This window comes from Pseudomonas sp. VI4.1, from assembly GCF_002029345.1.
Lineage (GTDB): Bacteria > Pseudomonadota > Gammaproteobacteria > Pseudomonadales > Pseudomonadaceae > Aquipseudomonas.
Genome location: NZ_MULM01000105.1, coordinates 14,772 through 27,974, shown reverse-complemented (window position 1 = coordinate 27,974; position 13,203 = coordinate 14,772). Strand labels below are relative to the sequence as shown.

General features: G+C 60.8%; 11 protein-coding genes and 2 pseudogenes. 4 read left to right on the top strand and 9 right to left on the bottom strand.

Features of this window, described 5'->3' with window-relative positions; translation table 11 throughout:
- Positions 1-43 precede the first annotated feature (43 nt).
- Positions 44-2,176 (top strand): TonB-dependent siderophore receptor, encoded by a 2,133-nt coding sequence (locus BZ163_RS05780; protein ID WP_128870130.1) that lies wholly within the window; start codon positions 44-46, stop codon positions 2,174-2,176.
- Between the two features lie 139 nt (positions 2,177-2,315).
- Here BZ163_RS05780 and BZ163_RS05775 read toward each other — a convergent pair.
- Positions 2,316-3,331 (bottom strand): annotated as a pseudogene (locus BZ163_RS05775) (ABC transporter substrate-binding protein).
- Between the two features lie 113 nt (positions 3,332-3,444).
- Entirely contained in the window at positions 3,445-3,894 is a 450-nt protein-coding gene (locus BZ163_RS05770; protein ID WP_178110437.1) for a hypothetical protein, read from the bottom strand.
- Positions 3,895-4,325: 431 nt separating this feature from the next.
- On the opposite strand from BZ163_RS05770, the gene BZ163_RS05765 reads away from it, so the two are divergent.
- The 3 genes from BZ163_RS05765 to BZ163_RS05755 all read left to right on the top strand — a co-directional run bounded on the left by BZ163_RS05765 (position 4,326) and on the right by BZ163_RS05755 (position 5,321).
- Positions 4,326-4,574, top strand: a complete 249-nt coding sequence (locus tag BZ163_RS05765) for a hypothetical protein (RefSeq protein WP_128870128.1) — start codon at positions 4,326-4,328, stop codon at positions 4,572-4,574.
- A 146-nt stretch (positions 4,575-4,720) separates the two neighbouring features.
- Entirely contained in the window at positions 4,721-4,951 is a 231-nt protein-coding gene (locus BZ163_RS05760; protein WP_033057642.1) for a hypothetical protein, read from the top strand.
- A 130-nt stretch (positions 4,952-5,081) separates the two neighbouring features.
- On the top strand, positions 5,082-5,321 hold the full coding sequence (locus tag BZ163_RS05755; RefSeq protein WP_128870127.1) for a DUF2789 domain-containing protein: 240 nt from the start codon (positions 5,082-5,084) through the stop codon (positions 5,319-5,321).
- Positions 5,322-5,329: 8 nt separating this feature from the next.
- Here the strand turns inward: BZ163_RS05755 and BZ163_RS05750 are convergent, their stop codons facing one another.
- The 7 genes and pseudogenes from BZ163_RS05750 to BZ163_RS05720 all read right to left on the bottom strand — a co-directional run bounded on the left by BZ163_RS05750 (position 5,330) and on the right by BZ163_RS05720 (position 13,065).
- Positions 5,330-5,533, bottom strand: a complete 204-nt coding sequence (locus BZ163_RS05750) for a hypothetical protein (RefSeq protein ID WP_128870126.1) — start codon at positions 5,531-5,533, stop codon at positions 5,330-5,332.
- Positions 5,534-5,651: 118 nt separating this feature from the next.
- Positions 5,652-6,875, bottom strand: a complete 1,224-nt coding sequence (locus BZ163_RS05745; RefSeq protein ID WP_371916787.1) for a methyl-accepting chemotaxis protein — start codon at positions 6,873-6,875, stop codon at positions 5,652-5,654.
- Positions 6,876-7,482: 607 nt separating this feature from the next.
- Positions 7,483-7,887, bottom strand: a complete 405-nt coding sequence (locus BZ163_RS05740) for a TraR/DksA family transcriptional regulator (protein ID WP_007907888.1) — start codon at positions 7,885-7,887, stop codon at positions 7,483-7,485.
- Between the two features lie 326 nt (positions 7,888-8,213).
- A pseudogene (locus tag BZ163_RS05735) lies at positions 8,214-9,238 on the bottom strand (ABC transporter permease).
- A gap of 56 nt (positions 9,239-9,294) precedes the next feature.
- Positions 9,295-10,860 (bottom strand): sugar ABC transporter ATP-binding protein, encoded by a 1,566-nt coding sequence (locus tag BZ163_RS05730; RefSeq protein ID WP_128870124.1) that lies wholly within the window; start codon positions 10,858-10,860, stop codon positions 9,295-9,297.
- A 69-nt stretch (positions 10,861-10,929) separates the two neighbouring features.
- Positions 10,930-11,856 (bottom strand): sugar ABC transporter substrate-binding protein, encoded by a 927-nt coding sequence (locus tag BZ163_RS05725; RefSeq protein WP_128870123.1) that lies wholly within the window; start codon positions 11,854-11,856, stop codon positions 10,930-10,932.
- Between the two features lie 159 nt (positions 11,857-12,015).
- Positions 12,016-13,065 carry a Gfo/Idh/MocA family protein gene (locus tag BZ163_RS05720; protein ID WP_128870122.1) on the bottom strand — a complete coding sequence of 350 codons (1,050 nt, stop codon included), beginning with the start codon at positions 13,063-13,065 and terminating at the stop codon, positions 12,016-12,018.
- Positions 13,066-13,203 lie beyond the last annotated feature (138 nt).

Sequence of the window (13,203 nt, the reverse complement as noted above, 5' to 3'; positions counted from 1 at the left end):
TTGCCTGTGCGCCGTTCCCTAGCCAAGCATTCAGGATTCATCGATGAAAACCATTTCTTTGCTGGCAAGCCTGTTCGGCTGCCTGTCCGTTAACGCCTGGGCGCAATCCACGGTCGAGCTCGCCCCCATCACTGTTGATGGAGAGGCGGCGGCTGAGCCGGGCCTGAGCCTCGATCAGTCCAGCGGCATGGCCTCGCGCCTGGGCCTGAGCCTGCGCGACACCCCGGCCTCGGTGGCGATCGCCAACGCAACGACATCGAGCGGCCACGGTGCGCAAAACTTCCAGGACGCCGCCAACACCTTGCCCGGCGTGAATGCCAGTGCACCGCCGGGCTTCGGCGGCTTCGTGTCCTACCGGGGTTTTACCAGCAGCCAGATCACCCAGATGTTCAACGGCATCAACGTCTCCGGCGGTCTCGCCCGGCCGGTGGATGCCTGGATCTATGACCGGGTGGAACTGGTCGGTGGCCCATCGTCATTGATCAATGGCGCCGGCGCCGTGGGCGGTTCGCTGAACTACGTGACCAAACTGGCCACCCGTGCCGAGCAGGCCGTCGAAGGTCGGGTCAGCTACGGCACTTACGACGCCACCGAAACCGCCTTCGGTCTCAACCACGCCCTGAGCGAGGCCGGCGCGAACGTGCAGCACTACGCCCGCCTGGACGTCAGCCACAACACCGGCAACGGCTACATCGACCGCCAGGAGCGCGATGCCTGGAGCGTGGCGTTTTCCCTGCTCAGCGACCTGACACCGAACCTGTCCCACACCCTGGCCCTGGAATATCAGGACGAGCACGAAGACAGCCCTTACTGGGGCACACCGGTACTCAATCCCAAGGCCGGCGAACTGAAAATCGACCGGCACAACCGCTTCAACAACTACAACGTCGAGGATGGCCGCTACGAACAACGGACGATCTGGGTCCGCTCGATCATCGACTACCGGATCAACGACAGCACCAGCCTGCGCAACACCCTCTATCACCTCGACAGCCAGCGCGACTACCGCAACCTGGAAACCTACCAGTACAACGCCGACAACAGCGCGGTGAACCGCTCCACGGCGTATCAGGTGCGACACCAGGGCGAGCAGAACGGCAACCAGTTCGAACTGCGCCACGACAACCGCCTGTTCGGCCTGGAGACCACCTGGTCCGGGGGTTTCGAATACAAGGTCAACCAGACCACCAATTCGCCGCTGAACGTCAAAGGCGCCAGCACGGTCGATCCGGACAATCTGCAGCCGGGGCATTTCTACGACATACCTGGCACCCGACCGGGGTTCGTCAGCGACAAGACCAACCAGGTCACCACCAAGGCCTTGTTCGTCGAAAACCGCCTGGCGCTGACCGACAAGTTGGCGTTGCTGACCGGCCTGCGTTACGACGACATCGACCTGGACGTGACCAATCACCGGGAAGTGATCGCCAGCAATCCCCGGCACGTGAAACGCAGCTGGGAGCCGGTGACCGGTCGAGTCGGCCTGACCTACCAGTTCATTCCCGCCGCCAACGTCTATGTGCAATACAGCACCGCCGCCGAACAGCCCAATGGTACCCAGGACTTCGACGTATCCACCGGCAAGCAGTGGGAAGTGGGCAGCAAGTTCGATTATCTGGACGGGCGCGGGTCGGCGACGGTGGCGGCGTATACGATCGAGCGCAAGGACTTCGCGGTGACCGATCCACTGGACCCGACCCTTAGCATTCCAGTGGGGCAGCAGACATCCAGGGGCATTGAGTTGGCCAGTTCGTTGCGCATCACCGACAGGTTGCTGGCCGAGGGCAACTTCGCCTGGGTCGATGCCCGGTACGACGCATTCACCGAGAAGAACGCCGCAGGCGTGGTGGTTTCCCGCGAAGGCAATACACCGACCAACGTGCCGGACCGGGTCGGCAATCTGTGGCTGACCTATGACTTCGCGCGGCAATGGCGAGGCGGCGTCGATGCGCGGTACGTGGCTTCGGTATTTGCCGACAGCGCCAATACCCTGACTGTGCCGTCATACACGCTGTTTGGCACATTCCTCAGCTATAAGGTCGATCAGCACACCACCGTCACTGGCCGCGTGCGCAACCTGACCAACGAGGTGTATGCCGAGTTTGCCCATGTGTCGCCGGCGTATTACCTGGGGACACCGCGGACCTTCGAGTTGGCAGTACAGACAAGGTTCTAAAGCAAAGGCAAAAGCTTCGTCGGAACGCCGCCCGGAGCAAGCCCACTCCCACATTGATATCTGTCGTACACAAAATTTGTGTTCGCAGGAGATCTAATGTGGGCGGGCTTGCTCGCGAAGGCGGCATCAGCTCACTGCATCACTTCAGTTCGGCAGCCACCTTATCCGCCACATCCTTGGGCACCCAAGCCCGCCACACATCCGGGTGCGCCTTCATGAACGCCTCCGCCGCCTGCCGTGGCGCGGTGTGTTTTTCGCTCATCTCGGCCAGGGCCTTGTTCAACGGGTCGATCGGAAAATCGACCTTGCTGAAAAACTCGGCAATCTGCGGGTACTGTTTCTGGAAGGGCGTGGACACGCCGATGGACAGTTTCGAGGCCAGCGAGCGCGTCGGTTTCGGATTCGGGTTATCGGCGTCGGTCAGGGTTTTCCAGGCGTCGGCATCGAACGGCGGCTCTTGCAGCTGAATCAGCTTGAAGCGGCCAAGCAATGGCGTCGGCGACCAGTAATAGAACAGGACCGGCTTGCCGCGGCGAATCGACGAACTGATCTCCGCATCCAGTGCCGCCCCCGAGCCGCTGCGAAAATTCACATAGCTGTCGTCCAGGCCGTACGCCTTGAGCTTCTGCTTGTTGACCACTTCCGAGGTCCAGCCGATCGGGCTGTTGAGGAAGCGCCCCTTGCCCGGGGTTTCCGGATCGCTGAACACGCCCTTGTATCTGGGCAGGTCGCTGACGCTGCGCAGGTCCGGCGCCAGTGGCTTGATGCCCCTGGCCGGGTCGCCCTTGATCACATACTCCGGCACCCACCAGCCTTCGGTGCGCCCTTGACCGTATCGCCCAGGCTCACCACTTTGCCTTCGGCCTCGGCCTTGACCCACACCGGGCTGCGACCGGCCCATTCCTCGCCAATGACCTGGATATCATTGTTGGCCAGGGCGGTTTCCAGGGTGATGGTCGTCCCCGGCAAGGTATCGGTCGGCAAGCCGTAGCCCTTCTCGACGATGATCCGCAGGATGTCGGTGATCAGGCTGCCGCTTTCCCAGTTCAGGTCGGCAAAATGGATCGGCGCCTGGGCAGCGATCACCGGAACGGGTGAAGCCAACAAACCGAACGCGACCAGGGTGGCGGCCAGCAGCCGTCGAAATCCGTTCATGGTTTTGCACCTCGTGCTGTTCACAGCAATGGCAGGATGGCCTGGCAGAAGACCGCAAAGCCTCTGAATACTCAGTCAACTGACTGTAGTAGAGGTTCCTGCTTTCGAAGGCATTACTCGCTGGCCTTGAACGTCACCAGTTCACCCTTGCGCCATTTGGCAGCCTTGGCGGTAACGGCTTTCAGGGTTTTGGTCAGGCCCTCCTGCAACTGCTGGTGGGCAGCAAACACCATCACCACGCTGTGTCCTTCCTTGAACAGGATCCCGTGCCCGTCGACGCTGGTCACGAACGCGTAATCGCCCAGCCCGTAGACCGTCAGCTTGATATCGCGGAACTTGATGTCCAGCTTGCCGCCTTCGCGGCTGGGCAGTACGGAGGCGCTGAAATGATCGCCGACCTTGAGCTTGAGCCCTGGCTTGTCGTCTACCACCAGCGCTGACTCGGTATCGATTTCGGCAATGTAAATGCCTTCAGCGTTCTGTTCGGTGATGTAGACGAAACGTGACTGGAACTGTTTGACCAGCTTTGCGCGCAAATCACCCAACACGAACAAGGCATGCATATCGAGATTACTTACTGCCAAGGAAACATCCCCACATCTGAAAATGATGCCGCACACGGAAAAAGCGCACAGCAGAAAAAAGCGGCAATGCCGAGGGTTTAGCCAAATGACCCGGTTGAAATCCTGAGGATGGCTGAGCGCTCATCCACCGCGAGGCGTGAAAAGACTACTGGAATGTCATTCGCGTCGTCCTGCCTGGCGTTCGTCAGAGGTTGAAGGAAAACGCCCTGCTAACGGTCAGAAAAAACGGATTACTAACTTTAGGGAAAAAACGCTAAAAAAAAAGCACTTTTCTGACATATCACCAGCAAAAAATTGCTTTAGATAAACATCAATCGCCCACCAGTGGTGGTGATTCTAGAGCAGCGATGCTCACCGAGACTAGCCAAAACGAAGTACACGCGTCGGCAAAACTACGAAAAGGACTTCCCATGTGCACACTGACCCACTTCGCTCAACCTCAGCCATTCTACACCAGCGACCCGGCGCCCCGGCCCCCGACGGTGTTCCCGCCCCATGACTTTCCCGCGCCGCCTCCTGTCGCACTGCGATTCCAGGTGGTTCTGGCGGGCAATGCCTTCTTCCATATCAAGGACATCGCCACGGGCCATGTAAGGGGTTTCCGCGGCGACCATAACGAAGCCTGCGCCCTCGCCCGCGCCCTCGAGTCACGCATTTGACCTTCACCCCCCTGGACGTTTCGTCATGCCGGCGACTTAACTCAGCCGCCGGCAGGCAACTACTGCCATACTGGCCGATCAAACGAACCGCAACCCCAGGGCGGGCGGCGTTCCACACCATAATATTTCCAAGGGAAGGCGGCTACGTGACGGAATTTGATATCGGTGAATTTTTTATCCGGGGCGAAGCCAGAGAGGTCGAAGGCGAATTCCAGGCAGTCATTATCATGCGCGCCAAACCACCGCTGACCACCGTGACCTATCACCAGGTCGAGAAGGATCGCTGGTTCAAGACCTCCGACGTCGCCGCCATCGCCGCCCAGGAAGCCGCCAAAGCCCTGAAGCTTGCCGTCGATGAAGGCGCATTGAAAGCCTGATCAGCCGTTTGCAGTCTATGCTCATTCCTGCTTTCGAACATCGCTATCGAACTCCTGAAGCGCGGCTCCCTCAGATGCAATGAAGCCGCACCTCAGATCTCGCATCCGCGTGACCAGTAAGGAGATGAAGATGGATTCACCTACACACGACTTGAAAGGCTTGTTCGACCAACTCGGCCTGGATTCCACCGAGAAAGCCATCGACGATTTCATCGCCAGCCATTCCCCGCTGCCCGATGACAAGAAACTCATCGATGCCGAGTTCTGGACACCGCAGCAAGCCGGCTTCCTGAAAGAGCAATTGCGCGAAGACGCGGATTGGGCGCGGGTGGTCGACGACCTCAACCTGCGCATGCATCAAGTTCACTAGCCTTTGATTCAATGCAGGCTGTCGGGTGTTCCGGCGCTCAATTGCGCCAGCCAGGCAGCCCTGCACTCTTGCGCCTCTTCGCGACTGGAAAACGCCGTCCCCCGGCGCTCGCCATCCAGCAGCACCACCCAGCAGACTCTCTGACCCATCGCACGCAAGCTGGCGGGCACACCGCTGCCAATCATCACCGCTACATCGACCCTGCCTTGCATGCTGACCTCGTGAATTTCATTAGCCACCTAACTATGTAGGCAGAATAATGAGTCCATTCACAAAGAAACAGTCACAGGCGTGCACATCTTTTTTGCGCAACAAGTAACAATAAGATGCTCAGCGCGGCTTTTCCGGCTGGTAGCCCAGGCGCAGTCCACCCCAGTGCCGGCCCTTGAGCATGATCGGCACCGAGAGATCGTGCATCAGCTCACCGGTGTCGCGGGTATAGGTTTGCAGCAGCACGGCCTGTTGATGGCTGCCACAGCGCAGCCCGGTGCGGTCGGCGAACTTGCGTTTGGTGCGGTTGTTCAGGCTGTCAACCTGCGCGTCGCCGGTCAATGGCTGGCTGAAGGCCTTGTTATGGGTCGGTACATAGCCTTGCTGGGTGCAGGCAATGGCGAACACCAGGCCTTCATGGCGCGGCAGCAACGATTCCTGGATCGCCGGCAGGACCTGATCGGTGTAGCGATCGAAACGGGTCTGGTATTTGGCCGGGCTGGTGTTGGGGATCGTCTGGTAATTGCGATCGAACAGGTCGTCGAGGCTGACTCGGCCTTCGTCGATATCCGCTTCGAAACGCGCCGCAATCCGGCTCGCGCCTTCGCGGGCCAGGTCATAAATGCGCTGGTGATAGTCATCCAGCCCGACTTCGGCCAAACGCTCGCTGATGGTTTCGGCCTGACCCTCCATTTGCACGGCCGCCTGGGCCAGGCGGCGGGTCTGTTGGTCGCTGACCGCCAGATCGCTGCGCATCTGTTCGATGGCGTGGAACAGGCTGTCGAGTTGCTCGCGGTTGGTCTGCGCACCCTTGGCGATGTCCCCCACCTGGCTTTCGACGCCTGCCGCCAGACGCGCGATGTTGTCCAGATGCTTGCCGGTGTGCTCGACCTGTTCGACGCCGGTGTCGAGGTCACTGGACAGCTGGCGGATCTGCTCCACCACTTGCGCAGTGCGCTGCTGGATATCGGCGACCATCTCCCCGACTTCGCCAGTGGCGATCGCCGTGCGCGCGGCCAGCCCGCGAACCTCATCGGCCACCACCGCAAAACCGCGACCGTGCTCCCCGGCACGGGCCGCCTCGATTGCCGCGTTGAGTGCCAGCAGATTGGTCTGACTGGCGATCGACTGGATCACCAGGGTCACCCGCTGGATCTCGTCGCTGCGCAGGCTCAGGGCTTCGATCAGCTCCCGGCTGTTGCTGGCGCGCTGGCTGAGCTGATGCATGCGGGCAATGGACTCGATCAGCTCCGTGCGCCCTGTCGCGCTGCTGCGGTGAGCCTCGCTGGCCGCACTCAGGGCTTGGTGGCTGAGGGTCGAAGTGGCTTGTTCGGTGGCGATCATCACTTCGGCATTGCTGACGATCCGCGCGGCGGCACCGAGTTGCGATTGCAGCCTGTCGGCCAGTTGCTTGACCGAATAGGCGACGCCGGCGGCCGACAGTGCGTTATGACTGGTGGTGTAGGAAAGATCGCGAGTCAACTCGCCAAGGGCGTCGGCGTTGTCGGCAGGAGGTTGGGTGATGGGTCGCGAGCGCAGGCGCGGCAGCCAGATAATCAGCACGGCCAATGGCAGGCCAAGATAAAGCGAGCCGCCACCCAGCGCCATGCCACACAACAGGAGCATCAGGGCGATGCTTTGCAGGGTCGGCGTGAGCCACCGTTTTTTCGGCAGAAGTACGGCTGCGGGCACTGCCGCGGCCAGAGACCCGTCTTGCTTCATCGTTGTCACCCCATGCAGCTTCTAATTGTTGTGTCCGCATTAAACGCCACTACAAGGCCATTATCTATGGTCCGTTAGTCGTGGGCGTTGCAGCAGATCAATAGAAGTGCGCGGGGTTTTTCGCAGACGTCGAAAAGCATCGCGGGCAAGCCCGCTCCCACAAGGTATGCATGAACCTGTGGGAGCGGGCTTGCCCGCGATGGGGGCGCTACTGAATCGCGCTACTGAATCAGGCCTGACGCTGGTGCTTGTCGATCTGCTCGTGACGCTCTTGAGCTTCGATGCAGTACTTGGTGGTCGGGCTGATCAGCAGGCGCTTGAGGCCAATGGCCTCGCCGCTGTCGTCGCACCAGCCGAAGCTGTCTTCCTTGATGCGCTCCAGCGCCTGTTCCAACTGAGGCAGCATGCGCTGGTCGCGATCGATCGCGTTCACCAGCCAGGTGCGCTCTTCTTCGACAGACGCAGCGTCAGCCGGGTCGGCCGGCGTATCCAGGCTCTCGATGGCGATGCGGTTCTGTTCGATGCGCTCGTGGGTTTCGACTTTCATGTTCTGCAACAGCTCGGAGAAAAAAGCATGTTGCTCGGCATTCATGTAGTCATCCGCCGGCATGGCCAGCAACTTGTCCTTTGTCATTGATTTCTCTATAAAAAAACGTGCATTAAGGCGAATAAGGGAGCGTTCCGGCGGACCTGGTCGGTCAGCGGAAAGGCGCCAGTTGTTCCAAGCGCCACCCGGCACTCAATTTACGAGGGGCGGCAGTCTAAGGCCGACTTGAGGCCTCAGCAACTGAAAAGACAGCGAATTCGTCCGACAAAGCCCCGAAAGTGCTCTATGGCAGGCTATGCGGTGGTTATCGGAGTGCGTTTATAGCAAGAAATTCCATCGAGCGGCTTTACAGAGAAGACAAACGGCTGCGCCACGCGGGTCAGGCGTGGCGCTTTTTGCGGTTTGCTTCGGTTTCAGCGCTTGAGTTTACGCTTGTTGCGGTATTGGTCGATCACCACCGCTAACACAATGATCAAGCCCTTGATGATGTCCTGAATATACGCATCAACCCCGACAAAGGTAAAGCCGCTGGCCATCACCCCGAGGATCAGTGCGCCGATCACGGTGCCGGTGATGCGCCCCACCCCACCGGCCAGGCTGGTGCCGCCGATCACTGCCGCGGCAATCGCGTCCAGCTCATACGACATGCCCATCCCCGCCTGCCCGGTCGCCGCGCGTGCCGAAGCCACCACCCCTGCCAGGCCGGCAAGCAGCCCGGCGATGCTGTAGACGATCACCAGATGGCGCTTGACGTTGATCCCCGAGGTGCGCGCCGCCTGCATGTTGCCGCCGATGGCATAGGTGTACTTGCCGTACTTGGTGTAACGCAACGCGATGTGAAAGATCACCGCGACCACCAGGAAAATCACCACCGGCATCGCGCCGTGGCCGATGGCGGTGTAGGAGTCCGACAGCATGCTCACCGGCTGCCCTTCGGTGTAGTAACTGCGCCAGGCCGCGCGCCGATACCATCATGCCGAGGGTGGCAATGAACGGTGGGATGCCGGTGATGGCAATGATGCTGCCGTTGATCGCCCCCGCCAGCAACCCCACGCCAAGCCCCGCGATCACCGGAATCCACACCGGCAAGTCGGTCAGCGAGGGGAACACCGCCCGGGTAAAGTCGGAGGTCTGGGCCAGGCTGGCGGCGATCATCGCCGACAGCGCCAGCACCGAGCCAGAGGACAGGTCGATACCGGTGGTAATGATGACCTGAGTGACGCCGATGGCCCAGCAGGCCGATGATCGACACTTGCAGGATCATCAGCACCAGGCGCTGGGAGTTCATCAGGAAGCTCTGGTCGCGCACGATCCAGCCGAACACTTCGAACACCAGGCCGATGCCGATCAGCACCAGGAAGATACTCAATTCGGTCGGAAAGCGCCGGCGACTCTTGACCGGTACCGTTGCTGGCTTGTTTTCCAGTATCGCGTTCATAACCCATCACCCTTCTATCGCGTCTTTGACGCTGGCCGAGCCAGCGCCGGCATCCATTAGTGAACCGCGGACATGCCCGAGGCCAGTTGCATCACCCGTTCCTGGGTCGCTTCGCTGCGGTCGAGGGTGCCCATCAGATCGCCCTCGTGCATGACCATCACCCGGTCGCTCATGCCGAGTACCTCCGGCAGTTCCGAGGAAATCATGATCACCGCCATGCCCTCGCTGGCCAGGTAGGAAATAAGCCGATAGATCTCGGCCTTGGCGCCGACATCGATGCCGCGGGTCGGCTCGTCGAGAATCAGGATTCGCGGGTTGGTCATCAGCCAGCGCGCCAGCAAGGCCTTCTGCTGATTACCGCCGGACAGCGTGTCGATGCACTGCTCGAGCGACGGGGTTTTCACCCGCAGCTTCTTGCACATGTCTTCGCACAAGGCGCGCAGGGCTTTTTGCTGGATGAATCCGTGGCCGGCGTAGTGCGGCAGCACGGCCATTTCCATGTTTTCCAGGACCGACAGGCACGGGAACAGGCCGCTGAGCTTGCGATCCTCGGTCAACAGCGCGAAGCCCTTCTCGATGGCCATGTGCGGATCGGTAATGCGCACCACCTCGCCATCCAGCCGCATCTCGCCACCGTCGCTCGGGGTGATGCCGAAGATCGCCTCGGCGACATTGGTCCGCCCCGAGCCCATCAACCCGGCGATGCCAAGAATCTCGCCGACATGCAGGTCGAAGGACACGTCCTTGAAAATGCCGTCGAGCTTGAGGTCGCGCACCGACAGCAACAGCTCGCCGATCGGCGTCTCGCGCACCGGGAACAGCTGGCTCAGTTCGCGCCCGACCATCATCGAAATCAGGCTGTCGCCGTCCATGCTGTCGGCCCGCTGCAGGCCGATGTAGGCGCCGTCACGGAACACCGCCACTTCATCGGCGATGCTGAACACTTCGTTCATCTTGTGGGTGATGTAGATGATGCCTTTGCCCTGGCGCTTGAGGTCGGCAATGATCGAAAACAGGTGGGCGACTTCCTTGTCGGTAATGGCCGAGGTCGGTTCGTCCATGATCAGGATGTCCGAGTCGTAGGACACCGCCTTGGCAATCTCGACCATCTGCCGCTCGGCGATGCTCAGGTTGCCGACCTGCTCTTCCGGGTCGAGGTCGATGCGCAGCCGCTCCAGCAGCTTCGCCGTGCAGCGGTGCATCTCGCGGTGGTCGATCATGTGCAGGCCGTTGAGCTGTTCCCGGCCAATCCAGATGTTCTCGGCGATGCTCATGTGCGGCATCAGGTTGAGTTCCTGGTGGATCATCGCGATCCCGGCCTGCAGCGCCGCCAGTGGCGTCTCGAACACCACCGGTTGACCCCGCAGGCGCAGTTCGCCGGCATCCGGCTGGTAGATGCCGGCGATGATTTTCATCAGGGTGGATTTGCCTGCGCCATTTTCGCCCATCAGCGCCAGCACGGAACCGGGGCGGACCCGCAGCTGCACATCGGACAGGGCCACCACACCGGGAAACCCCTTGCTGACGTTGATGATCTCCAGCAGGTACGGCTCATCGACAGGCATTGCAGTTGGCAGGACACCCACCATCGGGGGGCTCGAAGCGGTCGCTGAAGCGAACATGATCAGGTACTCCATCAGCAAGGTCGCGCTTGCCCCTTGCGTGCTTATTGTTGTTATTGAACGGAAGGACTATTTGAACTGGTCGACGTTGTCCGGGGTGATCAGGCGAAACGGCACCCACACCGCCGACTCGACCGGCTCGTTTTTCGCCATTTTCACCGCGGTGTCGATCGAGCCGTCAGCCTGGCCCTTGGCGTCCTGGAACACCGACGCCGCCAGCGCCCCCTTCTTCACCGCGTTCAAGCCATCCGGCGTACCGTCGACTCCGGCGATCAACACACTGCCCTTGGCCACGCCGGCCTGTTGCAGGGCCATCGCGGCACCGATGGCCATCTCGTCGTTGTTCGAGACCACGGCGTCGAACTTGCGGCCCTGGGTCAGCCAGTCGTTGACCAGGGTCATGCCTTTATCCCGCAGCCAGATGCCGGTCTGCTCTTGCTCGATCTTGATGTTCGGGTATTTGGCCAGCACCTCCTTGACGCCCTGGGTGCGGTTGGTGGTGGAATTGTTCGCGAGGTCGCCCAGCAGAATCACGATATCGCCCTTGCCGCCCATCTTGTCGGCCAGGTACTGCATCTGCATTTCGCCAGCCTCCCGATCGTTGGAGGCGACGGTAACCACGCCTTTGGGCAGGTTCAGGTCATCGGGACGACGGTTGACATAGACCAGCGGGATACCGGCCTTGACTGCGGCCTGGGTGATTTTTCTGGTGGCGGCGGTATCCACCGGGTTGACCACGATGGCGTCGACTTTCTGACTGATAAAGCTTTCCACCTGGCTCAGTTGCTTGACCACGTCGCTGCGTGCGTCTTCGAACTGCAGCTGGACGCCGTCGGGATAGGACTTGGCTTTCTGGTCCATGGATTCGCGCAGGTAGGTCAGCCAGGTGTCATCGAACTGCGACATGCTGACGCCGATCTTCATGTCGGCGAGCGCAGCGCCGCTGGCGAACATCAGGGACAGGGCAAGTGAGGCGAAACGGATCCTGGTCTTCATGAAAAGTCTTTCTCCACATTCTTGTTGGTTTTATGGATAAGGCGTGACGATTTCAGTGAACGGACGAGCGGGAAAAGCGTTGAAACGTAGCGCATGGCAGGGCGCTGGAAATGACTTTATTGGAAATTAATTTCCATATCAACTCATTTTAGAATTTTTCTATGATTTTATTCCATGAGGCCCGAACGGGCTCAATTCCACCACTAGCCGGCGTTCGGCACTGAGCCGCGCAGCGTCTAGCACGCGGGTTGTCGCCAGTGCATCACGGGCGTCCACGGGCAGTGGGCCACCGCTGTGTAACGCGGTTTGCAGCTGTAAATAGAACTGATTCCAGCAGCCTCGCTCGGAGGGCACCCGCTCGCGCTCCTCGCCCTGCTCGAACCAGCCCCAGCGACGATGCTCTTCAACGCCCCAGCGTTCGCCTTCGGACCTGGGTGTGAGCCCGGCGAGCGACGCTGCCTCCTGCCCGTCCAGACCGTCGACGCTGTAGCACCCCAGGGTGCCGGTCACCCGAAAGCGCGGCCCGGGGGTGTTTTGCCGACAACTGCCGCCCAGGTGCGAGGTCACGCCACTGGCGTGGGTCAGGGCCATGAAGAAGCCATCGTCGAAGGCCTGGCCCGGCTCCAGATAATCGAGTTCGGCATAAACCCGTTGCACCGGGCCGAACAACAGGAGCGCCTGATCCACCAGATGGCTGCCCAGATCGCGCAGGAAACCGCCGCCGCTGCCGTTGTTCACCGACTGCGGCGAGTAACGTTCGATCCGCGATTCGAAACGGCTGACCTGCCCCAACGCGCCAGACTCGATGAGTTTGCGCACCGTGAGGAAGTCCGAGTCCCAGCGCCGGTTCTGATAGACGCTGAGCCGCACGCCCTGGCGCTCGGCCATGGTGATCAGGGTTTGCGCCTGCTGCGCATCGGCGGCGAACGGCTTGTCGCTGACCACTGCCACACCGTGTTCGATACCGTCGAGCACCAGCGCCGGACGCCCCTTGAGCGGCGTCGACACCACCAGCACATCGATCCCGGCTTCCACCAGCTGGCCGATGCTGTCGAAGGCCGGCACGCCCGGATGCTCGGCCGCCAGCAACTGTCGGCGCTCCGGTGAGCGGGTCACCACCCCGACAAACTTCGCCGCCGGCAAACTGCTGATCAGCGGAGCATGGAAAAACCGGCCACCGTGGCCGTAACCGACAAGTCCGATACGCATGTGTGCATTCCTTCTTATTGTTCTGTAACCGCTTACTGGGTGAACACGGAATCTGTGGGAGCGGGCTTGCCCGCGATGGCGGCAGCACATTCAACATCATTGTTGCCAGTGACACCGCTTTCGCTGGAAAGCCAGCTC